Genomic DNA, 25,388 nt, shown 5'->3' on the forward strand with positions numbered 1-25,388 from the left:
TCATCACCTCAGTAACCAGTGTTACCGGGTGCAACTCTTTTATACTTCAAAGTTTCGAAATATTTACTAACTTAGAATACGAGAGGCTTGCGCAAAAGAAATGCCAGTATAATAGTGAAGGAGTATTTGAGTGGCAGTATGACCTTCTTTGGCCATTCCATTGGCTCCCCACTGACTCATACCAACACCATGACCATAGCCATAGGTTGTTATAGCAATCCGGTCCCCTTCAGCCTTCCACGTAAACTCAGCCGAACGCAACCCCAGTTTGTTACGGATCTCCGGTCCTGTAAAGATTGAGCCACCAACTTCAATCTTCTTGATGCGATGTCCTTCTGTCTTGGAGAGTATACGAATTTCTGGCATACTTCCTCCTCCAGTAGAGGCGGCAATTGCAGTACGACTTAACCCCAATCTATCGAACACGCTTTGACGACTCAGTGTGACGGTTTCTGAATAACGCGGGGCCAACTGCTTGTCCCATGGACTTGATACGCTTCGTAAATAGGGCACTGCCTTCGCCCACACATCCTCTGAATTTTCGGTGTAGCCATTGCTAGTAGAAAAAAAAGATGCCGTAATGGGCTTGCCTTCATATACCATGATCGTATCCTTGGTGTCTCGTACGGCCTGCTGAATTTTAGCCAGCTCTGCGGATTTACCAGAATGCCCCCATTCTCTAGTAAGTTTAGCTTTGGAGATATAAGCCTGATGTTTAACAGTATCCGTCACATCTGCTCCCGCAGGGGCACCGCTAGTGTCATCAGCCAGCAAGCGCCGGGCAATGAAGGTACGCGCGGCAATGGCCTGCGCTTTCAGTGCCTCACCCTCGAAGCTGGGCGGCATTTCGGCGGCTACTACGCCGACAATGTATTGCTCCAGCGGTAACGTCTCCGTGCGACCGGTGGACGTGACATACACACGCACGTCCGGCTCTGCCGCCACCGGTACGCTGCGTGTTGGAGCAGCGGGTACCGCTGGCATCGGCGGGACGCCCGGTAAGCGCGTGACGGGCGTCTCACCCTTTGCCGTCACGCTAGGCGCAGCCGGTACTGCCGTGCGGCTGCTTGGCGGCACCGGCTGCGCCGTCTGGCGAGGCCACGCCATTAGCGCGGGCACAGCCATGGCAAGCACCAGCACCCCTGCCATGGCGGCGAATGGCAGCCATGGGCGGCGGCTGCCCCAGCGTGGGGCACGCCCGGCGGAAGGACGCAGGTGCGGCAGCGGGCTTGCAGCGCGTGCGTCATGGGCCGCTACTCCAGCGATAGGCAGAGCCGTATCAACGGATTTAACAGCGGAAGGCACGACTGTTGTACGCCGATTGGGCTTGACGCCAGTCGGCAATGTACCTCTTGCGTCCGGCTGCTGTTGCATAAGCTTATTTTTCTGTAACAAGGTAGCTATAGAGCCAGTGTCTTCCTCCGCAAATGAAGCCTGGCGATGTTCCTTAGGATGATGAATGGGTATACGGATGCGAACCTGTGAATCTTTCATAGGCTGAAACCTCCATCAAAGGGCTAAGTGTCCGGCTGGAAGTATAGATATACTCCAGCAGATATTTTCAATCATATGAAGTCGTCCACTTTGATAGAACCATTTTAAGAGAACTGAAAGAATGAAAAAGACTGGCTATAAACAATAAAAAGAACCAAGTCCTTTCGGACTTGGTTCTTCGTTGTTTAAGAATATACGTATGCAACATGAAGCTACATGCGTTAAAGCTTAGGCGAGGGAAGGCTGAATCTTCTTAAACAGATTCCCAGACGCCTCTTCCGGCATTACGCGCTCTGTACTGGGTGAATGATCCAGTTTGGACTCTTCCACGGTCACTCTGTAAATGTCCGCTCCCAATCCGGTCAGCTTCTCAGCCAAATGAACGTAACCACGATCGATGTGATGTACACCAGATACTTCCGTTGTACCTTCTGCAATGAGTCCGGTCAGAATTAACGCAGCACCTGCACGCAAATCTGTAGAGGTTACTTTCGCACCTGTCAGCTTAGCATTACCCGTTACAATGGCAGAACGGCCTTCGACCTTAATCTCCGCATTCATGAGATGAAATTCATCCACATGCATGAAACGATTTTCAAACACGGTTTCCGTAATAATGCTCGTTCCTTCAGCGGCAAGCTGAAGTGCCATCATCTGTGACTGCATATCGGTAGGAAAACCTGGATAAGGCAACGTTTTAACATCAACGGCTTTTAACGGCTTATCTGCAATGACACGAATTCCGTTCTCATCAGGTTGAATGGTTACACCCATTTCTTCCATCTTGGAAATAACCGGACCCAAATGATCGGATATTGCGCCTTCTACATATACGTTCCCGCCTGTGATCGCAGCAGCAACCATATAAGTACCTGCTTCTACCCGGTCGGGAATGACGGTATGTTTTACACCATGCAGCTTCTCAACGCCTTCAATACGAATAACGCCCGTGCCCGCACCGCGTACTTTGGCACCCATTCCATTCAGGAAATTTGCGAGATCAACAATCTCAGGTTCCTTAGCAGCATTCTCGATGGTAGTTACGCCCTCAGCAAGAGTAGCGGCCATCATAATATTCTCGGTTGCCCCTACGCTGGCTACATCCAAATAAACTTTAGCTCCACGCAGACGCCCGTTACTTTTAGCTTCAATAAAACCTTGGCCCAGGCTAATTTCCGCGCCCAATGCCTCAAAACCCTTCAAATGCTGATCAATGGGTCGCGTTCCGATTGCGCATCCGCCTGGAAGCGAGATTCTTGTACGTCCCAAACGCGTAAGCAGCGGTCCCATAACCAAGAATGAAGCGCGCATTTTCCTAACCCACTCGTAAGGGGCTTCACAGGAAATTATCTTCCGCGCGTCAACACGAATGACCTCATCTTGGTATGTAACGCCTGCTCCTAAGGACTCCAGCACTTTGTTAATGGTCATCACATCGTCTAGAGGAGGTGCATCAATAATAACACTTTCTCCTTCTTCTCCTAACAGAGAAGCGGCGATGATCGGCAGAACTGAGTTTTTGGCTCCGCTGACTTTGACACTCCCGGTCAATCTGTTGCCACCGCGGACGATAAATTTGCTCATCTATGGTTCCCTCCGCGCGTCATTTCTCTTTTCCATTCTGGAAAAAAAGAACATATTCCGCTATTTTCATGCCTTGCTTTTTCATTACATAAAAAAACAAGATTTTACTAATACCCTAACTGCCATCATACCACTGATTAAAACAAGTATACAAGCGTTTTTTTGTACTTGACGACCATTGTACTCTAACTAATTCAGCCAGCTATACATGTATGGTTCTTTTGTTTACCATTGTTAACAATATGACGCGATGTTATTCGACAATTCCCGCAGAGACGCAGTCATAAGGTCATATAACCCGCCTACTTCATGTTAAAACAAATTCTAGAGCATCTGGCTCCAAGAGATGTAGCTCAACAGGAACCCCGAAACCAACTGTCCCAAAATAATAGCAAGAAACAAGTGCAGCAATCTGCCCTGCGGTCCTTTGGGTTGTCGGATTAACAAATCCAGCTTTAAGCTCTGTAAAGCCCACCAAGCTAATGCTATACAGATGAGCGATACGATCATAGAGATCAGCGCGGTCATACTCGCCGATTGACTTAGCTGTTCTGCCAATTGCTGTTTCCCGTTCAACCATAATTCCCCCCATCTGCGTCACAGACTTCTTTATAATACTCGGCGAACGCCTAATATGCCAGTGCTATTTCTGTTTTTAGGACATTTATTTCGACAAAATGTGATTAATCACTTCTGTTTCGTGAATTTAAAAGGTACTAAATACCTAGCAGCCAGGCAAGAAATAGGACTGTACATTTGGTAATAACAGCTAAAAAAAGAGTCCGATCACAGTGATCGAAGGAAGCAAGGTTCCTCCTCACCCTCTACCGGACATTTTCTGGCAGAAGTTATGAATTGGTCTCCTTGTCGTTCCATCCGTATACTATGCCGAACCCTTTTAAAATTCCACTTAAACTCCAATATTAATTCTTATTGGTTCTGATGCTTGTAGCATTTAGACGGTTAAGCGCCCGTTGCAGAGCTACTTCCGCCCGATGATGATCTATCTGTTCCTGCTTGCTCTGGAGCCGCAGTTCTGCCCGCTCCCTTGCCGCACGGGCACGCTCCACATCAATTTCTTCGGAACGTTCCGCGCTCTCAGCCAAAATGACCACTTTATCCTTGCGGACTTCAAGAAAGCCCCCATTGACCGCGATCACTTCGGTTTGACCACCGATTTTAATGCGTATCGGTGCAATCTTCAAGGGAGTGACCAAGGGAAGGTGTCCGGGCAAAATCCCAAGATCGCCTTCCGAGCCGCGAACACTGATGCTGTTTACCTGTTCTGTATAGACCAGGCGCTCCGGCGTCACAATCTCTAGTAAATACGTGCTCACTTGAATCCCTCCTGGAAGCTGTCCGCAGACAGCTCACTTCGTAAGGCTCGGCTAATCTTTGCCTGTATGTTTACAGCGTTTTAGCTTTTTCAACTGCTTCTTCGATGGCTCCTACAAAAAGGAAGGCCGCTTCTGGAAGGTGGTCATACTTGCCTTCCAAAATTTCTTTGAAGCTTCGTACAGTTTCTTTAACCGGCACATATTTACCCGGGAAGCCGTTAAATGTTTCGGCAACGTGGAAAGGTTGAGAAAGGAAACGCTGGATTTTACGTGCACGTGCTACCAACATTTTATCTTCTTCACTCAGCTCATCCATACCCAGGATGGCAATGATATCCTGAAGCTCATTGTAGCGGGCCAAAATTTGTTTTACCCCTTGCGCTACATTGTAATGCTCTTCACCCACAACGTCTGGAGCCAAAATCCGGGAGCTTGATGCAAGTGGATCAACCGCCGGGTAAATACCCATTTCGGAAATTTTACGTTCCAGATTCGTTGTAGCATCCAAATGGGCAAACGTTGTAGCAGGAGCCGGGTCAGTGTAGTCATCCGCAGGCACGTAGATCGCCTGAATGGAAGTAACGGAACCTTTTTTAGTAGAAGTAATCCGTTCTTGCAATTGACCCATTTCAGTAGCCAGCGTAGGCTGGTAACCTACTGCTGAAGGCATACGTCCCAACAGGGCAGAAACCTCAGAACCCGCTTGGGTAAAGCGGAAAATGTTATCAATAAAGAGCAACACGTCACGGCCTTCTTGGTCACGGAAGTATTCCGCCATCGTCAGACCTGTGAGAGCTACACGCAAACGTGCACCCGGAGGCTCGTTCATTTGTCCGAACACCATCGCTGTTTTGTTGATAACGCCGGAATCTCTCATTTCATGGTACAAGTCATTTCCTTCACGTGTGCGTTCACCTACACCCGCAAATACAGAAATACCACCATGCTCCTGAGCGATATTGTTAATCAATTCTTGAATGGTTACGGTTTTACCTACACCAGCACCACCAAACAATCCGACTTTACCACCTTTGGCATAAGGAGCCAGCAAGTCAATAACTTTAATACCGGTTTCGAGCATCTCTGCTTGAGTTGTCAGCTCATCGAAAGAAGGAGCTTGACGGTGAATCGGATTTCTTGCTGTTTCACTCATATCAGCACCATTATCAATTGGCGTTCCAAGTACGTTAAATACGCGTCCAAGAGTTGCTTCGCCGACAGGTACTGAAATAGGTGCTCCCAGATCTATGGCTTCAGCTCCACGAACCAAACCATCTGTGGAAGACATGGCAATACAACGCACACGGTTGTCACCTAGATGTTTTGAAGCTTCGAGCGTCAGGTCAATTTTGACTCCGCTCTCCAGCACAGTCCCAATATGAATGGCATTCAGGATTTCCGGAAGCTGTCCACGTTCAAACTCAACGTCGACAACCGGACCCATGATGCTCACTACGCGTCCTTTGTTCATCTTTTGGTTTCCCTCCTACAAGCTTGCACAGCCGCAAATCCGAACCACTCTGATTTGTTTTGCGCCCGCAATTTATCATAATAGTGTAGACTCTGCTATAAAACAGTCGCTATAAGCCTGATTAAGACTGAGCACTTGCCCCTGCAACGATTTCCGTAATTTCCTGGGTAATAGCCGCTTGACGAGCACGGTTATAGGTCAAGGAAAGCTCACCAATTAACTTGGAAGCATTCTTCGTAGCAGATCCCATTGCCGTCATCTTCGCTCCCAGTTCACTAGCTTTACCATCCAGCAAAGCGCCGTAAATGAGCGTTTCCGCGTAACGTGGCAGCAATACTTCCAGCACTCCTTCTGGTGAAGGCTCATACTCATAGTTAATTGAGGATGAAGCTGTAGCTGAATCCGGTGTCGCCATTGGTAACAGACGGTCAACTGTTGGAATTTGAGTCAATGCGTTGACAAAGCGGTTATAGCATAGATAAAGCTCATCAAATTCTTTAAGTTCAAAGCCTTGTACAGCCTTGCTTGCAATCGTTTTGATATCTGCAAAAGCAGGTGTATCCGACAGATCTGTTACCGATTCAGCGATAGGAAATTCACGACGTCTAAAATAATCCCGTCCTTTTCGCCCAATGATGAAAATCACAAATTCATCCTGTGAACGGTGACGTTCAGAAATCGTCTGCGTAACCTGTCGTAAAATATTGGCGTTATAACCACCAGCCAGACCACGATCAGATGTAATGATGAGATAAGCAGTCTTTTTAACCGGACGCGTTTCCAGCATTGGATGCTTGATGTTATTCGCTCCAGAAGCAATGCTACTCACAACTTCCTTAAGCTTTTCCGAGTATGGACGAGCCGACTCCGCTTTCTCCTGAGCTTTTCTCAGCTTGGATGCAGCGACCATTTCCATCGCTTTCGTGATCTGCTTCGTACTCTGCACACTTTTAATCTGACGTTTAATCTCGCGCATACCTTTTGCCATGATTTCACCACCTTCAAGCTTTGGCAAAGCCAAAGCTAACTTCGTAAGATTCAAATCCAGCCGGGCATATGTTAAAGGGCCTGTTATTGAGGGTAAAACATGCCAAGGAAGCCAAAACCCGGAGGGCACGCTTCCTTAGGACATCTTTCATCATAAACAGGCAAATTCCAATGTATTATACCGACGTGGCGAATGATTTTTTGAATTTCTCGATAGCTGCCTTCAAAGCCGTTTCGTTATCAGCCACCAAGTCTTTCGTGTCGCGGATAGATTGAAGCACGTCCTGATGGTCAGACACCATGAAAGACAGGAAGTCTTTTTCAAAACGTTTTACATCCGCTACAGGGATATCATCAAGGAAGCCTTTTACAGCAGTATACAAGCTCAATACTTGTTGCTCTACAGCAAGCGGTTGGTTAACACCCTGTTTCAGAATTTCCATCATGCGTGCGCCGCGATCCAAACGGGCTTTTGTGGATTTATCCAAGTCGGACCCGAATTGGGAGAACGCTTGAAGCTCACGATATTGAGCAAGATCCAGACGCAGGGAACCTGCTACCTTTTTCATCGCTTTAATCTGAGCTGAACCACCTACACGTGATACGGAAATACCTACGTTAATCGCCGGACGTTGTCCTGCATAGAACAAGTCAGCTTCCAAGAAGATCTGTCCATCCGTGATGGAAATAACGTTGGTTGGAATATATGCAGAAACGTCGGAAGCCTGTGTCTCGATGAACGGCAATGCGGTAAGTGATCCGCCGCCCAACTCATCATTCAGCTTCGCTGCACGTTCCAGCAAGCGAGAGTGAAGATAGAAAACGTCACCCGGATATGCTTCACGGCCCGGTGGACGACGCAGCAACAGGGACAATTCCCGGTAAGCTGACGCTTGTTTAGTCAAGTCATCATAAACAACAAGGACATGCTCGCCTTTGTACATGAAATACTCACCCATAGCGCAGCCAGAGTAAGGAGCAATGTACAGCAATGGTGATGGCTCGGAAGCTGATGCCGTAACGACAATCGTATATTCCAGCGCACCGTGACGACGCAATGTTTCAACAACTTGAGCTACCGTGGATTGTTTTTGACCAATAGCGACATAAATACATTTCATGCCGTTACCTTTTTGGTTCAAAATTGCATCGATTGCGATAGATGTTTTACCTGTTTGACGGTCACCGATGATCAACTCACGTTGACCACGACCAATTGGAACCATCGCATCAATAGCTTTAATCCCCGTCTGCATAGGCTCATGTACCGATTTACGGGCCATAACGCCTGGAGCCTGACTTTCAACCGGACGGAATTCTGTTGTAGCAATCGGTCCTTTACCGTCTACTGGTTGCCCCAATGGGTTAACTACACGTCCGATCATTGCTTCCCCTACAGGGACCTGCATGATCTGGCCTGTACGTTTTACTTGACCACCTTCACGAATGTCGGAGAATTGACCCAAAATAACAACACCGACATTGCTTTCTTCCACGTTGAGCGCCAAGCCCAATACGCCAGTGTCGAATTCAACCAATTCACCGGCCATAACTTTTTCCAGTCCGTAGACGCGGGCAATACCGTCGCCGACTTCAACAACAGTGCCGACTTCAACGACCTCGATATCATTTTTATATTGTTCAATCTGACTTTTAATCAATGAACTGATTTCCTCAGGTTTGATACTCAAGTGTGTTCACCCCTATCTTCTATACTCGTCTGTTAAAGGATTTCTCGAGACGATCCAGCTTGCCGGCCAGACTGCCGTCATACAGTGTATCGCCGATAACCACTTTCAATCCGCCCAGCAGACTCGGGTCCACTATATTTTCCACACGGATTGTTTTATGTTCACGGGCTCCGAATTCCTCGGCTACCGCTGTTTTTTCCTGATCACTTAAAGCATAAGTCGAATACACCTTTGCATGAGCAAGTCCCAGCTTGTATTCCTGAATATCGAGGTATCCGGCAAGGAGAGATTCGAACAAATCTGCTCTACTCCGCTGAATCAACAGTTTGATCGTGTTAATTAGCGAGGCAGACAGCTTGCCTTCAAAACTGTTAGCCAGAACTTGAAGCTTGACCGCTTCCGTAATGTTAGGAGAATTAATGAATTTACGGATTTCAGCATCCCCCGATACAGCCTCTACAAAAGCACGTAGCTCCTGCTCGGTTTCCATAATGGTCTGTTCCTGCTCTGCCACTTCAAACAAAGCTTTCGCATACCGTTTGGCTACTACCGTATCCCGGCTCATGCTTTGCCTCCTACCTCTTTAAGGTATTGGTCGACAAGCTCTCCCTGGACTTGGTCTTCCTTGATTTCCTTTTGAATCAGTTTGGAAGCAATTTGTACCGAAGCTTTACCCACTTCGCTGCGCAGTTCAGCAACCGCCTTATTACGCTCGCTTGTGATTTCACGAACAGCTTCGTCTTTCAGGCGGACAGCTTCGTCTTTGGCCTGAACAATAATTTGCTCCGCTTGTTTGTTACCTGTTTGTTTTGACTGCTCAATAATGTCGTACGCTTCCTTACGTGCCTGCTGGAGAGCCTGCTTTTGCTCCTCAACATAAGCAGCAGCCTGTTCACGCGTCTGTGCCGCTTCATTCATTTGCTGTAATACAAGCTGACGCCGCTTCTCCATAACGGAAAAGAGAGGTCCGAATGCATAACGCGTTAGTAACCAGTACAAGATCAAAAATGCAATAATTGTGAAAACGATACTTGTCCAATTTAAACTCAATTGAAGTCACTCCTTTCCGGTGAACGTCAGTCCTAGTTATCTCTTAAGCCAAGCAACAAAGAAGGCGCGGATGGCTGTGGCCTTCCCCGCCAAACCTTGCAAGTTTCAAATTATTATGCCTTAGCGTAGAAAATAAACGCCAGAACGACCCCGATAATAGGCAAGGCTTCAACCAGACCTACACCGATAAACATTACCGTTTGCAAAGTTGATTTAGCCTCAGGCTGACGAGCGATACCTTCAACTGTTTTACTTACAATCAGACCGTTCCCAATACCTGCGCCGAGCGCACCCAAACCTACTGCGATAGCTGCTGCTATTAATGCCCAAGCTCCCATTTAAAAAATCCTCCTTAGAGATGTGTATTTGTGTTGTACATGTATTTGCAGTTAAGAGCGAAGCGTACTCCTGAACTTAACTAAAAACCCGAAACTAATTTTACCTAATGCTCTTCTTCATGCGTGTCAATTGCCTGTGAAATATATACGAACGTCAAAATGGTGAAGACGAACGCCTGAATACTGCCGACAAAAATACTGAATCCTTGCCAGACCACGAGTCCCAATACGGAAGCAATCCAGCCTCCTACACCAAGTGCTGTCAATTTCAGCAGGACACTGATCAAAACTTCGCCGGCAAAAATATTACCGAATAGACGCATACCATGTGTCAACAGTTTTGAGAACTGCTCAATCAAGTTAATTGGCAAAAAGAATGGAAATGGCTGAATGTAATGCTTGAAGTAAGCTTTGGTATTACGGAAAATCCCCAGGAAATGAACCAGGACAAAGATCATCAAAGCCAGTCCAATGGATACCCCTGCATCTGCGGTAGGTGATTTCCACCAGCTGATACCTACATGGGCAGCTTCGCCCGGGTGAGACGCCTGTGCTTGTTCTAATGCTTCTTTGACTGGAATGATTTCATGTCCAAATACTTGGGCACTTTGCGCATTATCGAACTCGGTCACAATCCCGAACGGTAAGCCCAGCATATTTCCGACGAAGATGAACATGATCAGCGTCATCCCCAAGGAGAGGAATGGCTTCCCTTTTTTCAAATCCATCGTGCTGGTAATCAGTCCTTGAACGAATTCGACGACCCATTCCATAAAATTTTGCAGCTTGCTTGGATTGTCCACAGACAAATTGCGCGTTGCAGCAAATGCCAGTCCAAATACAATCGCGCAAGTCACAACCAGCATAATAATGACGGACAAGTCAATGTTAAATCCGCCCAATTCGATAATCGGTGATTCATGCAACATGTTTTCTCACCCCTTTCTCAGTTGAGCCATCATTTTTCCTGTAGCGCGAATATGATGCCTATAATTAAAAGAAGAAATTGTCCAGTCACCAGGCTTGCCATTACAGCGATCTCATGGAAATAGGCCGGAAATTCTAGCGCCAGCACTACTGCCAAAATAGAGGTCCCTACTCGAACGCCAAAGCCAATGCCCACCTTTTTCTTCTTGCCTTCACCGGCGGCTGCATTCGCAACCTGTCGAATTTTGTAGGCCATATACAGCACATTAAGACAGCTTACTCCCGTTCCCAGAATGATTCCGTGAGCAATGTCACGATGTTGGGGCATGAAGGCGGAGACCAGGAAACACAGAGCCATAATACCAAGCGCTACGATCCATAACATTTTTTGCATACGGGTCATCTCATTCATGGTTATCCCTCAATACCTTTCCGATCACAAGGGCAATACTTAATGCGCCTACAACCAAGCCTGCGAGAACGCTTACGCCAATCCAAACTCCGGAGCCACCAAGTTTGGCATCGAGCCACTTTCCGGCATAGAAGCCACCCAGTGTGCATATCGCCAAATCAATGCCGATCGCGCTCACCAATCCAATTGCCTTGAAGGCATTCCCGGTGTTATTTCGGTTGTTGTTTTGCTTGGAAGGTTTGACCACTTTTCCATGTCACCCCTGCAATTCCAGTCCATTTTACTTAAATATAAGATGCTTTGTCAATTGAGATATTTTAGCGCCCTAAAGTATAAAATCAAACGACAAAGCATCTTAAATTGCTGTATCCCTTGGTAACCGTACAGTTTAACTGTATGCTTGCCTTGTAAAGAATAATTATATCGAACGAACACCTTTTGTGAACATTGTGTGAAATTCTTCAGGACGTTCGGATTGAACGCCATAATGGTGCAAAATCGCATTGACAATTCTTACTGATGCTTTTCCATCGCCGTAAGGATTCGCTGCCTGACTCATAGAATCGTACAACGCGGAATCTGTCAAAAGCGCCTTGGTCCGATTGTACACGTTCTCTTCGCTCGTACCCACCAGTTCCAAGGTACCCGCTTCAATTCCTTCCGGTCTTTCAGTCGTATCACGCAGCACCAGAACAGGTACTCCGAACGAAGGCGCTTCTTCCTGAAGCCCACCGGAATCCGTAAGGATCAGATGTGTATGTGGGTAAAAATTGTGCAGATCCACGACATCCAGCGGATCAATCAGCTTAATACGCGGATGGTTGCCTAAAATCTCAAATGCAGGTTCCTTCACAGCCGGACTCGGATGAACCGGATAAACAATAGCGATATCCTCAAACTCATCCGCAATTCGCTTAACCGCATTAAAAATCTGACGATGCGGTTCCCCTTGGGATTCCCGGCGATGTGCTGTCATAAGAATCAGGCGTTTGCCCTGAGCCCAGTCCAGTACAGGGTGCTCGTAATCCTGCCGAACCGTATACTGAAATACGTCAGTCACTGTATTGCCTGTAACATATATTCGCGATTCAGGCTTATTTTCCTTCCGCAAATTTCCAGCCGATAAAGAAGTAGGCGAGAAATGCAGATCAGACAGTACGCCTGTAAGCTGACGGTTCATTTCTTCAGGATATGGAGAAAGCTTGTTCCACGTCCGCAAACCTGCTTCCACATGCCCTACTTCAATCTGCTGCATAAAGGCTGCATAGCTGGCGAGGAAAGTGGTCAGCGTATCGCCGTGAACCAACACGATATCGGGCTTGGCCTCACGCAATACAGGTTCCAGACCTTGAAGTACCCGCATGGATATTTCATTTAGTGTCTGGCGATCCTTCATTACGTCCAGATCATAGTCAGGGTGAATATTGAAAACTTCCAGAACCTGATCAAGCATCTGGCGATGTTGAGCCGTAACGCATACCACGGACTCGATATGCTCTGGGTGACGCTGAAGCTCCAAAATAAGAGGAGCCATCTTAATCGCTTCCGGACGCACACCAAAAATTGTCATCACTTTGATTTTGGACATTTTCTGTTGAACCCCTTTTCATAATAAATGTCCGCTTCACAGATCTTCCATTATTTAAAATAAGGACCTGTATAACGTCCATAGATTTTGCCGAACCGCCAAAGGCAGTCTACTTGGTTCCGTACAAGCGGTCTCCCGCGTCACCAAGACCCGGAATGATATATCCATGATCATCCAGACGCTCGTCCAGTGCAGCGACATAGATGTCTACATCAGGATGTGCATCCTGCACAGCTTTGACTCCTTCAGGAGCAGCAATCAGATTCATCATTTTAATTTGAGTGCAGCCTCTCTTTTTCAACACATCAATCGCCGCAATTGCCGATCCACCCGTTGCAAGCATCGGATCAATCACGATCAATTCGCGCTCAGTTACATCTGTAGGCAGCTTCGTATAGTATTCTACGGGTTGCAGTGTCTCAGGATCGCGGAACAGTCCCACATGACCTACCTTTGCTGCAGGCAGCAGCTTTACTACACCATCCAGCATACCCAAGCCTGCACGCAGAATCGGAATAAGACCCAGCATACGTCCGGAAATCACTTTACCTTCTGTCTCAGCAACCGGTGTCTGCACCGTAATGCTTTCCAGCGGGATATCCCGTGTAATTTCATATGCCATCAATGTTGCTACTTCATCCACCAGCTCGCGGAAATCCTTGGTGTTGGTCCGCACATCGCGGATAAATGTAAGTTTGTGTTGGATCAAAGGGTGATCACAAACCACCAGTTTCGCCATAATATATTCCCTCCGGTATTATCGTCACGTTCTTTCGCACCAGCATATCGAACTATCCTGAGTCGAAAGGATCTATGTAACCTATTTGTACAAACCAAATAAGCACAGATGCAATGCGTGCCTGTAAATCCTGTTTATTATAACATTCCCTTGATTGATTTAACACCTGCCACCGTAACCTTTTGTCAAGGGAAAGATATGACATGTAAAATAATGAATAGGACCGCTTTACGTGTGACTTTCGTCACATAAAAACACAGCAAAAAGGCTCTGGCGGCCCTTGACCGCCAAAGCCTGAAGGCTTTATACTTCCTGCCCGAGCTATAGCCTTTGCCTCCTCATGCAGAGGTATTCTTTTATCTATACTTCAAATTGTCCCATGCCCCCTGAAATTGCTGAAGCATTTCATCCTTTGTGATAACCCCTGCAATATAGGCTTGCATACTGCTGCTTAAATCCTGATTCAGCCCCTTCGGAAAGCGTTGGAAGTTCCAACTCCATATCTTGCCTTCCCTCACATGCCGAGATATTTCTGCACCTAGATCGCCTGTCGTCTCGTCGCTGGACGTAATACTTTTGAAGGCGGGAACAAACTTAAACTCCTTGGTGATATAATGCTTGCCTGTTTCTGATGTGACCAACCAATTGAGGAATTCTTTTGCCTCCTGCTTCACAGGCGAATTTTTATTGACCACCCAGTTCGATGCCACTCCCACAGCGAGTCTACCTCCTGTGGAGGGATCATTGTCTATAGGCGCAGGCAGAATACCCAAATTCAAGTTAGGATTAATTCCATCTATTTGCGGTTGCGTCCAGTTCCCCTGGTGCATCATAGCAGCCTTACCTGTCGAAAACAGCGTCACTTGTGTATTGTAATCCGTCGTGAGCGGATTGCGGTTCCCATATTTTATAGTCAGGTCAAGCAACTTCACCCACTGATCGAACACCGGGTTACCGGGGATGCGAGCCGTTCCTTTGTTTAAATCCTCAACATAACTTTCCGGGTTCGGCTGTCTGGCAAACGGAATATTGATAAAATGGTTCCCCAGAACCCACCATTCCGCATACCCGTTAGCAAAAGGTATAATCCCTGCCGCTTTCAGTCGCTTGGCTGCTTCCTCCAGTTCATCTATCGTCTGAGGTAGTTTGGTTATGCCCGCTTTTTTGAACAAATCCTTGTTATAAACAAAACCAAATCCTTCTAGGTTCATAGGCTGTCCATAAATCTTACCGTTAACCGTCATCGGCTTACGAGCGAAATCGTCCAGATCCTTTACCCATGGCTGATCCGACAAATCCTCCAAGTACTCCAACCACGTATCGCGGTCCTGGTAGCCCTCATTTGTGAAAATATCCGGCTGATCGCCTGATGCGAATTTAGCCTTCAACGAAGCACCGTAGTCCGTACCACCACCGACAGATTGGATATCCAACTTGATGCCAGGGTGCGCTTTTTCATATTCTGCCTTCAGCTTATTTAGCGGTTCCGAAATCTCTACTTTGAATTGATAAATGTGTATCGTTTTCGTTTCACTCTGTTGAGCCTTCGTATTTCCGCAACCTGCAAGTGTACATGCGAGCAGCACCATCAAGGAGATGACAAGTAACGCTGTTCTTTTCATCGGATATCCCTCCCTTCAGCCCTTGACCGCACCGGCTGCAATGCCAGAAACGATGTATTTTTGCATCACCAGAAAAAACACAACAATTGGTGTGATCCCCAACACCAGTGCTGGCAGCGCCAAGTCCCATTGCTTGGTGTACTGACCAAACAACATATAGGTTGCAATCGGAATGGTGCGCAGCTCAGGATCATTCAAAATGAGCGAAGGCAACAGATAGTCATTCCAGATCCATAAGGTATTCAATATAAGCACGGTTACGAACATAGGCAGCAGGAGTGGACAAACGATGCGAAAGAACACCCCGTACCGGGATGAACCGTCCACCCTTGCCGCCTGCTCGATCTCAATAGGTACCGTTTTAATAAAGCCATGAAAAAGAAAAACGGATAAAGGCGCCCCAAAACCCAGATAACATAGGATCAGTCCTGGTATACTGTTGTTTAAGCTCAATACGTTGGACACTTCCATAAGCGGCAACATAATCGATTGAAAGGGAACTACCATTGCTGCCACAAGTAAACCGATTAAAAGGAGTGTCATGCCGAACCATCTGGTAAGCGGCCATCGAGCTGATGAGCAGCAAAAGCGCATTACTGACGATCGTGACAATCAGTGAATTCCCAAGTGCTGTGGGAAAGTTTATTTTATTCCAGGCGTTAGCATAGTTTTCAAAACGGAAGGTTGTCGGCCACGAAGCGGAATGGGCCAAAATGTCACCAAAGGATTTAATGGAGTTTACGAGCAAAAAATAGAATGGAACCAGAAAAATTAACCCGATCACAATAAGCAATATTTCAGCAACCCATGTGCCCAAATGGTAGTTTGACGTTTTTTCCATTACATTTCGACCTCCTTTTTCTTCGTGAGACGCACCTGAATGCTGGTAATGATCGCAACGACCACGAAGAAAATCATAGCCTTGGCAGTTCCCAATCCAAGTCGATTATTTGTAAACGCTTCATTATATATGTCCAACGCTACAGACTCTGTCGACTTGAAAGGTCCCCCTTTTGTGAGAGCCAAATTCAATTCAAATACTTTAAAGGACCAGGATATCGCTAGGAACAAGCAGACGGTCACCGCTGGCATAATAAGTGGCACTACAATATGACGCAAAATCTGTCTTCGGCCCGCGCCGTCAATTTGAGCCGATTCAATCAGGGCAGACGGGACATTATTTAACGAAGATATGTAAATAACCATGAGATAACCTGCATATTGCCATACAAACACAATGACAGTTCCCCAAAAAGCAGTTGGCCCATCACCCAGCCACGGCAGTTTAAAAAAGGAAAGCCCTGTTGCCTCCCCTACCGCAGAAAAGCCGCGTACAAATATAAATTGCCAGATGAAGCCGAGCAGCAAGCCGCCAATCATATTGGGCATAAAAAATACAGTTCGCAGTGCATTACGGGTACGCAACGGTTTGGTAAGTGCATAGGCTAGGAAAAAGCCAATCAGGTTCGTCAGAATGACACCACATACGGTAAACCGAACCGTAAACCAGAACGCATTACGGAAATCTGGATCATTCCTAAAAATATGAACGTAATTCCCTAGCCCGAGCCATCGGATATTTTCAGATACTCCATCCCAGTTCGTCATGGAATAATACAGCCCCAGCAGGAACGGAATGACCATAATCAAGACGAAAAACAACGCCATCGGTCCCACAAATACGAGCTGCTGCAATAATTGCGCGGATTTTCTTTGACTCAATGTAATCACTCCTTTGTCGTAGATATGAAGGAAGCGCGCGCATAAACCCTTACTGTAATCGCTTATTACCCAAAAATGTAAGTTTCGAGTCGTTCAGAAGCAAAAAAAGGCTGTTCTCCTCCGGCTTACGGAAGGAAAACAGCCTATAACATAAAGATTATGAATGTCGATGAATTAGTATTGAGTTCCTGGATAGATCGGGAACTTGTCTGTCAACTCGCCAACCGCTTGGCTTGCTTTGGACAATACAGTATCATCTTTCGGGTTTTTAAGGGTTTCGGCAATGATTTTACCAATTTTGACCATAGCCTCTTCATCCATACCACGAGATGTTGCAGCAGGTGTACCAATACGAATCCCGCTGGTTACGAATGGACTGGTCGGGTCAAAAGGAATCGCATTTTTATTGACCGTGATGCCCACGGAATCCAATACATGCTCCGCTTCTTTACCTGTGATATTCAAATTGCGCGTATCCAATAGCATCAGATGGTTATCCGTACCACCGGATACAATGTTAATCCCCTCAGCCAGCAGTGTTTCAGCCAGCACCTGTGCGTTGCGGACTACATTTTGCGCATAGGTTTTGAACGATGGCTGGAGCGCTTCACCCAAAGCAACCGCTTTGGACGCGATCACATGCATCAGTGGCCCCCCTTGAGTACCAGGGAAAATAGCTTTATCAATCGCTTGCGCCCATGCTTTGCGAGTCAGAATCAGACCCCCACGCGGACCACGCAGCGTTTTGTGTGTCGTTGTTGTTACAAATTGGGCATGCGGAACTGGACTTGGGTGAATTCCCGCTGCCACAAGACCTGCGATATGTGCCATATCCACCATGAACAAAGCACCTACATCATTGGCAATGGAAGCAAAAGCTTCAAAATCAATAGTACGCGGATATGCACTCGCGCCAGCTACAATCAGACGAGGGCGGTGCTTGAAGGCTGCCTTGCGCACTTCATCGTAGTCGATGCGGAAGTTGTCTTCGCGGACACCATAGGCAGCAAAGTTATACAACAAGCCGGAAGCGTTAACCGGACTTCCGTGTGTTAAATGGCCACCATGCGCCAGATTCATACCCAGTACAGTATCTCCAGGTTTGAGAGCTGCCAGATACACTGCCATGTTGGCTTGTGCTCCAGAGTGAGGCTGCACGTTAGCATGCTCAGCGCCGAACAGTTCTTTTGCGCGGTCACGTGCGATGTCTTCAACGATATCTACATGCTCACAGCCACCATAGTAGCGTTTGTTTGGGTAACCTTCAGCATATTTATTCGTCAGCACGGAGCCCATGGCTTCCATTACTGCTTCACTGACAATGTTCTCGGATGCGATTAGCTCGATATTGTGGCGTTGTCGTTTCAGTTCAAGTCCCATTGCTTCCATCACTGCTGGGTCACTTTTACGCAGGTGTTCCATCATGATTGATTACTCCCTCTCCATAGTCAATTGTTGGGTATACAAGCTAACGCCTGCTCCTCTGTTGGGTACCTCATCATCATTGCAAAAACGATTAGTACAAACATGCCGCCATGCCAAATGCTAATCGCAGTTTCCGCCGACTTCTTGCTCCAGACTGTACACCGCCCGTTGTCCGCCAATAAGTGGAGGACGGGTGAACGCCGCTGTCACACGTGCTTCGCCAATCCAGCGAAGGCTTGGGCGAAACGGAACAGCAATCGGTCGCAGATGCATGCCAATCAGCGTTTCGCCGATGTCTATCCCGGCATGAGCCTGCACGTTCGCCGCCAAACACGCGTCGCTCATAGAACGATAGGCGACGGTAGCCATAGAGCCTCCTGCTGTACGAACAGGAACAGCCGCAACCTCCATCAGTCTCAGCCGCTCCAGCACAGCCCGTTCAACGACCAGCGCTCGGTTCAAATGCTCACAGCATTGAAACGCTACATCAAAGCCATACTGCCTGCGAACGGACTCTACTCCAGACAACAGTTGTTGAGCCACATCGAGCGCTCCCGCCGTGCCAATTCGACTTCCAGCCACTTCACTTGTGCTAACGCCAATAACCAGCAGGCGACCAGCCCTGAGACTGGCTGCTTCTGCGATTTCCCGCACAACAGAAGTGGTCTGTGCTTCCAGCGAAATCTCATGATCCAATTGTCCCACCATTGGAACCTCCTTTGGTTGAACAGCCTCTCAGAGACTAGGCACGGTCTCATGCCCCAAGTTCAACACACTCTCTCCTGATCACAATCTCACTATATTATAGCCGATGTTTCAGATTTCGAGCAGAAAAAATGGAAGAACCTTTGAAGGAATCAACTCTCAGCTAAACATCTGGCATAACTTGTATATGAAAAAAGAGCAGTCCACACCTATGTGGAATTGCTCTTTTGCCCAGGCGACCGGCCGTATATCCGATGCTCCATCGTGGTTAATCCCACTTTTGTCGCCAGTTACATCGGATTCTCATTTTTCCACCTTATCTTAACGGATTAACCGTCGAAAATCAACAGATTCCGTACAAAATAGATGAGTAAGAGCGATTTTATTCGGAAGAGGCCTTTAGCTTGTCCAGCAGCTTATGCAGCGCCGTGCGGATTTCCGCAGCTGTGACATCGTAGTCTTCTCGCGAACCGCCAAACGGATCTGAAATATCAAAGCCCGGAATCCGTTGGTGTAATTCAATCATTCGTTCACGCTCCTGCGCCGATAGCTCTTGTCCGAGTGAAGCCATCAACTGCTGTGAAGCATATAAACCATCCAACTCCTGTACATCATTCAACACCGCATCCCGGTTCTCCACATATTCCTTAAGCGTAAATACTTTGCCCGCCGTTTGGGGAAAGCGCTGAATTACGTGCTGTTTATGTCCTTGCGTCAAGGTTAAGATCAGATGTGCCCACCCGGCAAGCCCGTCGCTCAAAGGGGTTGAAGTGATCTGATCGGATATATCGTGATCACGTAGAACCGCCTCTGCATGTCGGGATATCGGCGTGCCTTCCATCGCTGCCACTCCCGCAGAACGCACTTCCAGTTCTAGTCCATGCTCAGCAGCCAACTTACGCAGCATCCCTTCAGCCATTGGACTACGACAGGTATTCCCTGTGCATACAAATAAGATATTCTTCAACGTTTTCACCCCCCGTATGTTAAAAAATATATAAACAGAGGATTACTATAATCCTAATCCCTTACTTTAACCCTGCACTTATTTTACACTGTCTGAGCTAAAATCAAAACATAAACATAAAGCCGAATGCCAGCAAAATGGCACCGCCCACTGTTTCCCCGTAATCTCCTAGATTGCGGCTGACCTTGCGACCCAGTAGCAGGCCCAACATCGCCATTGCTCCCCCGCAAAAACCAAATGCCAGAACAGACAGCACCAGATCACTCTGGAACATCCCCAGTGACACTCCTACAGAAAATGAATCCACGCTCACCCCAAGCGCAAACAGCAAAAGACCTAAAGGCGAACGATGATCCAATACCTGTACGCCGTCCCCTTTGAAGGAATTATACACCATATGCCCGCCTAAAAGGATGAGTAGCCCCCCTGCGAAGTAGGTCGTCACATGACCTAATAAAGAACTCATATAATGGCCTGTGAAAATTCCCAGCAATGGCATCAGAATGTGAAAAAAGCCAATAACAGTGCTGATGCGCAGCACGTCTCGCAGGCGTATCCCCTTCATGCCGATCCCTACGCCCAGCGATAACGCATCCATTCCTAGCGCTACCGCCATGATCAGAATCGTTACAACCTGCCCGGCATGGGCAGAGGCTGCCAGCATACTCCATCCCTCCATTATCCGTCTGTTCTTGTACACGTTATGCGGACAAGGGGCAAATCAGTACAAGCATGCACTGAAAGTACCCAATACCGAGACGAGGAGGGAGGAAAATTTAATATAAGAGGCTCTGATTCGACAGAAGCTACAGGCGGACGATTCGGTGACCTGCCGCTTTAAGCAGGCGGTTCATAACGGCGTCGCCCAATCCTTTCGGCGGACAGGATTCCGCCAAAATGTAGGTGACGCCATCCTCGTCGCAGCAGCGCAGCACGCCGTACAGGCGTTGCGCTGCCTCATGGAGCGCGTCCAGCTTGCCTAGCGTGTAGACGCGTTCTCCGGCGTAGTCGGCGGTATGCTCGTCGAACGCGAGCACTGCCGTGCGCTCCCCGCGGGCGGAAGCCTCCGCCAGCGCAGCGCGAATCCAGCCCGTCACCTCAACGGACGACGGGCCTTGTACCACGCTCAAGCGGCCTCGCGGCGCGTAGTGTGTGTACTTCATGCCCGGCGAGCGCGGCGCCGGGCTGTCGGCATCCTCCCCGGGCGTAGCGGCCAGCGCCGGGTCCAGCACGACGGCGCGAGCAACTGCAGCGAGCTGCTCAGCCGTCACGCCGCCGGGGCGCAGGATGGTGACCGTTCCGTCGTCAGCCGCCTGCACCACCGTGGACTCCAGCCCCACACCTGTGGGGCCTCCGTCTAAAATGCCGCCGATGCGGCCCTCCAGATCCTCCCGCACATGCTGTGCAAGGGTGGGACTGGGTCTTCCCGAACGATTGGCGCTTGGCGCAGCCAACGGACAACCCGCTTCAGCGATCAAGCGCAGCGCTATCGGATGATCTGGCATACGCACACCAACCGTGTCCAGCCCGGCCGTTACACGCGATGACAGTGCCTGCGGTACCACTGGTAATACGAGAGTCAGCGGTCCCGGCCAGAACATATTCATCAGCGCCCGGGCTGTATCGTTTATTTCTGCTACCATACCCTCTAATTGATCAGCATCAGAAACATGTACAATGAGCGGGTTATCGGAGGGGCGTCCTTTGGCAGCGAATACCGCCTCCACCGCTTTTGTACTACGAGCATCGGCTCCCAGTCCGTACACGGTCTCCGTAGGAAAGGCTACCGTCTCTCCAGCTTGGAGGAGTACAGCAGCCTCGCGTATGCCTTTTTCCGCCGCGATCCGAGTCTGTTCAGCCGAAGTTTCGTCAGAAACACCCCCGTCAGTGTTGTTCACAGGAACCAAACATCTTACATCCCACCATTGGGTATGGGAAGACTTCAATGCCTGCTTCAGCTCGCAATTCCCCTGTTCGTCCAGCTTTTGCTCCGATTTTTCCTTTTGCACAAAATCTCCGTGCAAGTCTTGCATTTGATTCGATTTATCACTCATATCAGATCATCCCATATCTTATTGTCGTATACAGGCCAGTGATTTCGCTTGATCCTATAAGGCTACTTTGAAAGATCAGTTTATTTGGCTCTGCCATGTGTATATCTATCGTAAGCTCCATTATAGCATATGGGGAAACTTACACTCCTCAACGTTTAGGCAAACAAGCCACTCACCCAGCTGCACAGTCCCGCAAGTGCATCCCACAGAAAAAAACGCACTTCCGGCTCCTTGTCAGTGGCATTCGTCCGACTATCTCCATGATCCGTTTTTGGTGATACCGTTTGTGCCGCTGCTTCCCCACTGCCTGCATCAATAAAGCACAGCGGGGGAAACAGCACGCACCACCAATTTTGACCTTTTCCTTGCCCCAGCGTAACCCGTAGCGCTTCATAATTCCCTGCCGGGTAGACAAGACCACCGTACATTTTCGTCGGGAAAGGTACGCTCGCCAGTTCCACCTGATGGTCATACGCAATGCCGCGACGAGCCAGTTCCGTACCTACCAAACGGTCAATTTCAGGTAAATGAGCATCAATCAATGATCTCGCTTGGTCTAAGCTTTGCGGGTTTTCCAGCTCACCCACCCAAGCATTCATTTGCTGCACAATAGCGTCCCGTATTTCGCGTTTAACCAGCTGATCCTCTGGGCGATCCGAATTGGCCAAAATACGCAGCCGAATGGAGTCGTGTGGAATCACTTCCAGCCCTGTTGTAGTCACTCCTGCTGCTAAGGTTCCTCTTGTTCCCGTGGTCATAGCGGCATCCGTTTTTTGACCTTCCCAAGACATCATTAATATTGAAATACAAATTAATATCATTGCAGCTTGCTTTACCCAACTCCTCATCTTCGTCCCCCCAAACCCAAACTCTATCATGTCTATCAGTTTGTCCGGTTTGGGAGAGTCTAAACCTATAAGTCTTGTAAAAAATTCATAACCACTTTACAGATTTTCTTCAATACACCCTCGAATCATGCTACACCAAGCTTCTGACCCTCGCCGAGGAATATAAAAAAGCCCAGATTTCACAATCTGGACTCTCGCGTTGCACCGTTTCAACTCACACACAAATACCAATCAGTATCTAGCCACAGTCCACCTGTACTAGGCTTTTTTCGCCTTCGTCAAGTTCAATCTGGAAGGCTGTGGCAGATCATCCTCCAGCTCTTGGCCGTGCACCTTAATGCTCATAACCAAGCCGATACTAGCCATGTTAATAAGCAACGAGGTACCACCATAACTTATGAACGGGAGTGTAATCCCTGTAAGCGGCATAATGCCCAGAAACGCACCAATATTCTCAAAAATCTGATACAGCAACATGGACACAATCCCGACAATAATATACGGTCCGGCGCGATCCCGGCATTCCAGCGAAATCAGGATCATTCGGTGAATCAAAATAAAATATAACAATAGTAGCACTGAAGAGCCTACAAAGCCAAATTCCTCCGCTACGACCACAAAAATAGAATCCGCATACGTATAAGGAACACGCCCGGACTGTACCGAGGTTCCTTGCAAAAAGCCCTTGCCCATCATCCCGCCAGAGGCTATCGCCAACTTGGCATTTTTGGTATGATAAGACGCCTTCGCGGTTGCCTCTTCCGGTACCAACCAAGGGTCCAACCGCTCAACCCAGTGACTACGGCCAATCCCCTTCATAAAGGAATCAATCTCATCGTGAAACGAAATATAAGCTTTGATCCCGCCGCCAACGGCGACTGCAAATACGATGAATCCGATTAACGCATGGGATGCCTTCACATTACCAATCCATAGCATACCAATGACGATGACAATGTAACCGAGCGCATTACCCAAGTCATTTTGTGCCATAACCATGGCAAACGGGACAAAGCTCACCAGAGCCACTGGAAGAACATCCTGAATGAAATACAGTCTGCTCTTGCGCTTTTTGATCAGCATATAAGTCAGAAAAATGATAAGAACCAGCTTGAATACCTCGGCAGGCTGAAGATTCAAGCCACCAATTTTCAGAAAGCCCTGAGAGTTGTTAACCGTCCCACCAAAAAATCCGAGACCCAACAGGAATATTCCGCCTCCATATACGTACAGGGCTTTTTTAATGAATATCCGAAAATCGACCATCGCTAAACCCAAGATCGCCACAAAACCCAATATATAATACCCGATCATCTTTTGATAGTCGTTGCCGTGCTCTGCCAAGTTCGTAGGGCCCCTACCTGCGCTGTATACCGTTATGATACTAATCGCCATGAGCAAAACCAGAATAAAGATAACCGGACCGTCAATTTTTTTCAATTTCTGAAGCATGATTTCCCCCTGAGCCGTTTCTCGGTCATACTCCTCTTATTCTAAAGGAAAGACTCGCAAAAAGAAAATGCACCACTACTCCGAGACGCCTAGGACATGTCGTTCAATCCCTGCAAGGTCAGGAACGATTATAATGTTCTTCCAATGACCTGCCTGTTCCAGCAGGCCAGCCACGTCTCTGGCCTGTCCCATCCCCAGCTCAAACCCGATTAGCCGGGGCGGAGCCTGAAGGAGTCCGAGCTGCTCCAGCATTGCCCGATACGGGCCGAGCCCGTCAGGACCACCATCGAGCGCCATTCGCGGCTCATGGTCGCGGACCTCCGGCTGTAGGCCAGCGATGTCAGCAGCCGGGATGTACGGCGGGTTGGACACGAGAATGTCCACCGTCGTTCCCGCAAATGGCGCCAGCAGATCGCCCTCGCGGAATTCTACGGCTGCGCCGTTCGCAGCAGCGTTATAAGCCGCTACTTTTAACGCGGCGGCCGAAATATCCCCTGCCGCTACGCGCCAGCTCGGTCGTTCAGCCGCCAGCGTCACGGCAATCGCACCGCTGCCCGCGCCGATGTCGAGCGCCTGCGGAGCGCCGCTTGGCCACAGCCGATCGCCGTGCTGGAGTATCGCCTCGACGAGCAGTTCTGTCTCGGGGCGCGGAATCAGCACCGACGGCGAAACCATGAACGGGCGGCCATAAAATTCCTGCCGTCCGATAATATACTGCGCCGGTTCACCCGCAGCTTTGCGGGCTATGATCCGTTCCCACGCCTCCTTGGCAGTGGAAGGGAACGGATCACCCAGAGCGGCGTAAAACGCCGTACCTTCCAACCCGAGTACATGCTCCAGCAGCAAGCGGGCATTATGCTGGGGCTCCAGAACGCCACAGCTTCCTAAAAAAGAAGAAGCCTCAACCAAGGCTTCTCTGACACTCATGTTCCGTTCCGGCGACATCCGATACACACAATCGCGCTCGTTCCCCAA

The 25,388-nt window shown here is 48.4% G+C and carries 25 protein-coding genes, 1 pseudogene and 1 riboswitch; all 26 genes and pseudogenes read right to left on the reverse strand.

Annotated elements, in window-relative coordinates; all coding sequences use genetic code 11:
- Positions 1–66 precede the first annotated feature (66 nt).
- The gene (spoIID, locus tag MKY35_RS23925; protein ID WP_342444993.1) at positions 67–1,494 is read right to left on the reverse strand and encodes a stage II sporulation protein D; all 1,428 of its coding nucleotides are present in this window, start codon (positions 1,492–1,494) and stop codon (positions 67–69) included.
- A 228-nt stretch (positions 1,495–1,722) separates the two neighbouring features.
- Positions 1,723–3,078, reverse strand: coding sequence for a UDP-N-acetylglucosamine 1-carboxyvinyltransferase (murA, locus tag MKY35_RS23930; protein ID WP_029518503.1), 1,356 nt, complete (start codon positions 3,076–3,078; stop codon positions 1,723–1,725).
- A gap of 324 nt (positions 3,079–3,402) precedes the next feature.
- Positions 3,403–3,654, reverse strand: a complete 252-nt coding sequence (locus MKY35_RS23935; protein WP_013373430.1) for a DUF1146 family protein — start codon at positions 3,652–3,654, stop codon at positions 3,403–3,405.
- A gap of 347 nt (positions 3,655–4,001) precedes the next feature.
- Positions 4,002–4,415, reverse strand: a complete 414-nt coding sequence (locus tag MKY35_RS23940; RefSeq protein ID WP_013312322.1) for a F0F1 ATP synthase subunit epsilon — start codon at positions 4,413–4,415, stop codon at positions 4,002–4,004.
- 70 nt (positions 4,416–4,485) lie between these two features.
- Positions 4,486–5,886 (reverse strand): F0F1 ATP synthase subunit beta, encoded by a 1,401-nt coding sequence (gene atpD / locus MKY35_RS23945; RefSeq protein WP_029518505.1) that lies wholly within the window; start codon positions 5,884–5,886, stop codon positions 4,486–4,488.
- 121 nt (positions 5,887–6,007) lie between these two features.
- The gene (gene atpG, locus MKY35_RS23950) at positions 6,008–6,874 is read right to left on the reverse strand and encodes an ATP synthase F1 subunit gamma (RefSeq protein ID WP_023990707.1); all 867 of its coding nucleotides are present in this window, start codon (positions 6,872–6,874) and stop codon (positions 6,008–6,010) included.
- A gap of 175 nt (positions 6,875–7,049) precedes the next feature.
- Positions 7,050–8,564, reverse strand: a complete 1,515-nt coding sequence (gene atpA, locus MKY35_RS23955; RefSeq protein WP_342444994.1) for a F0F1 ATP synthase subunit alpha — start codon at positions 8,562–8,564, stop codon at positions 7,050–7,052.
- A 19-nt stretch (positions 8,565–8,583) separates the two neighbouring features.
- On the reverse strand, positions 8,584–9,129 hold the full coding sequence (locus tag MKY35_RS23960; RefSeq protein WP_029518507.1) for a F0F1 ATP synthase subunit delta: 546 nt from the start codon (positions 9,127–9,129) through the stop codon (positions 8,584–8,586).
- Positions 9,126–9,614: a F0F1 ATP synthase subunit B gene (atpF, locus tag MKY35_RS23965; protein ID WP_023990709.1), complete on the reverse strand. Its 489-nt coding sequence runs from the start codon at positions 9,612–9,614 to the stop codon at positions 9,126–9,128. The genes MKY35_RS23960 and atpF overlap by 4 nt, the downstream gene beginning before the upstream one ends.
- A 113-nt stretch (positions 9,615–9,727) precedes the next feature.
- Entirely contained in the window at positions 9,728–9,952 is a 225-nt protein-coding gene (gene atpE / locus MKY35_RS23970) for a F0F1 ATP synthase subunit C (RefSeq protein ID WP_025683777.1), read from the reverse strand.
- 104 nt (positions 9,953–10,056) lie between these two features.
- Entirely contained in the window at positions 10,057–10,881 is an 825-nt protein-coding gene (gene atpB / locus MKY35_RS23975) for a F0F1 ATP synthase subunit A (RefSeq protein WP_250240605.1), read from the reverse strand.
- A 29-nt stretch (positions 10,882–10,910) separates the two neighbouring features.
- Entirely contained in the window at positions 10,911–11,291 is a 381-nt protein-coding gene (locus MKY35_RS23980) for an ATP synthase subunit I (RefSeq protein ID WP_069010012.1), read from the reverse strand.
- A complete protein-coding gene (locus tag MKY35_RS23985; RefSeq protein WP_342444995.1) occupies positions 11,284–11,538 on the reverse strand; it encodes an AtpZ/AtpI family protein in 255 nt (84 codons plus the stop codon). The genes MKY35_RS23980 and MKY35_RS23985 overlap by 8 nt, the downstream gene beginning before the upstream one ends.
- 171 nt (positions 11,539–11,709) lie before the next feature.
- The gene (gene wecB / locus MKY35_RS23990; RefSeq protein ID WP_342444996.1) at positions 11,710–12,879 is read right to left on the reverse strand and encodes a UDP-N-acetylglucosamine 2-epimerase (non-hydrolyzing); all 1,170 of its coding nucleotides are present in this window, start codon (positions 12,877–12,879) and stop codon (positions 11,710–11,712) included.
- Positions 12,880–12,988: 109 nt separating this feature from the next.
- Entirely contained in the window at positions 12,989–13,618 is a 630-nt protein-coding gene (gene upp / locus MKY35_RS23995; protein WP_013312332.1) for a uracil phosphoribosyltransferase, read from the reverse strand.
- Between the two features lie 356 nt (positions 13,619–13,974).
- Positions 13,975–15,240, reverse strand: coding sequence for an ABC transporter substrate-binding protein (locus MKY35_RS24000; protein WP_340886625.1), 1,266 nt, complete (start codon positions 15,238–15,240; stop codon positions 13,975–13,977).
- A gap of 15 nt (positions 15,241–15,255) precedes the next feature.
- Positions 15,256–16,081, reverse strand: a pseudogene (locus MKY35_RS24005) (carbohydrate ABC transporter permease).
- Positions 16,081–16,962 carry a sugar ABC transporter permease gene (locus tag MKY35_RS24010; RefSeq protein WP_342444997.1) on the reverse strand — a complete coding sequence of 294 codons (882 nt, stop codon included), beginning with the start codon at positions 16,960–16,962 and terminating at the stop codon, positions 16,081–16,083. The pseudogene MKY35_RS24005 and the gene MKY35_RS24010 overlap by 1 nt, the downstream one beginning before the upstream one ends.
- Before the next feature lie 174 nt (positions 16,963–17,136).
- A complete protein-coding gene (gene glyA / locus MKY35_RS24015; protein WP_013312336.1) occupies positions 17,137–18,387 on the reverse strand; it encodes a serine hydroxymethyltransferase in 1,251 nt (416 codons plus the stop codon).
- A gap of 120 nt (positions 18,388–18,507) precedes the next feature.
- Complete coding sequence (locus MKY35_RS24020) at positions 18,508–19,095, reverse strand: TIGR01440 family protein (protein ID WP_342444998.1); 588 nt, start codon at positions 19,093–19,095, stop codon at positions 18,508–18,510.
- Positions 19,096–19,314: 219 nt separating this feature from the next.
- A riboswitch (ZMP/ZTP riboswitch) is annotated at positions 19,315–19,396 on the reverse strand.
- Positions 19,397–19,474: 78 nt separating this feature from the next.
- Positions 19,475–20,059, reverse strand: coding sequence for a low molecular weight protein arginine phosphatase (locus MKY35_RS24025; protein WP_029518516.1), 585 nt, complete (start codon positions 20,057–20,059; stop codon positions 19,475–19,477).
- A 103-nt stretch (positions 20,060–20,162) separates the two neighbouring features.
- Positions 20,163–20,723 carry a manganese efflux pump gene (locus MKY35_RS24030; RefSeq protein WP_342444999.1) on the reverse strand — a complete coding sequence of 187 codons (561 nt, stop codon included), beginning with the start codon at positions 20,721–20,723 and terminating at the stop codon, positions 20,163–20,165.
- Positions 20,724–20,865: 142 nt separating this feature from the next.
- Entirely contained in the window at positions 20,866–22,113 is a 1,248-nt protein-coding gene (locus MKY35_RS24035) for an L-threonylcarbamoyladenylate synthase (RefSeq protein ID WP_342445000.1), read from the reverse strand.
- A gap of 155 nt (positions 22,114–22,268) precedes the next feature.
- Entirely contained in the window at positions 22,269–22,961 is a 693-nt protein-coding gene (gene spoIIR / locus MKY35_RS24040; protein WP_342445001.1) for a stage II sporulation protein R, read from the reverse strand.
- Between the two features lie 258 nt (positions 22,962–23,219).
- Positions 23,220–24,413, reverse strand: coding sequence for an FtsW/RodA/SpoVE family cell cycle protein (locus MKY35_RS24045; protein ID WP_029518520.1), 1,194 nt, complete (start codon positions 24,411–24,413; stop codon positions 23,220–23,222).
- Between the two features lie 75 nt (positions 24,414–24,488).
- Positions 24,489–25,388, reverse strand: coding sequence for a peptide chain release factor N(5)-glutamine methyltransferase (gene prmC / locus MKY35_RS24050; protein ID WP_342445002.1), 900 nt, complete (start codon positions 25,386–25,388; stop codon positions 24,489–24,491).

It is taken from the genome of Paenibacillus sp. FSL L8-0638, from assembly GCF_038593075.1.
In the GTDB taxonomy this organism is placed as follows: Bacteria; Bacillota; Bacilli; order Paenibacillales; family Paenibacillaceae; genus Paenibacillus; species Paenibacillus polymyxa_D.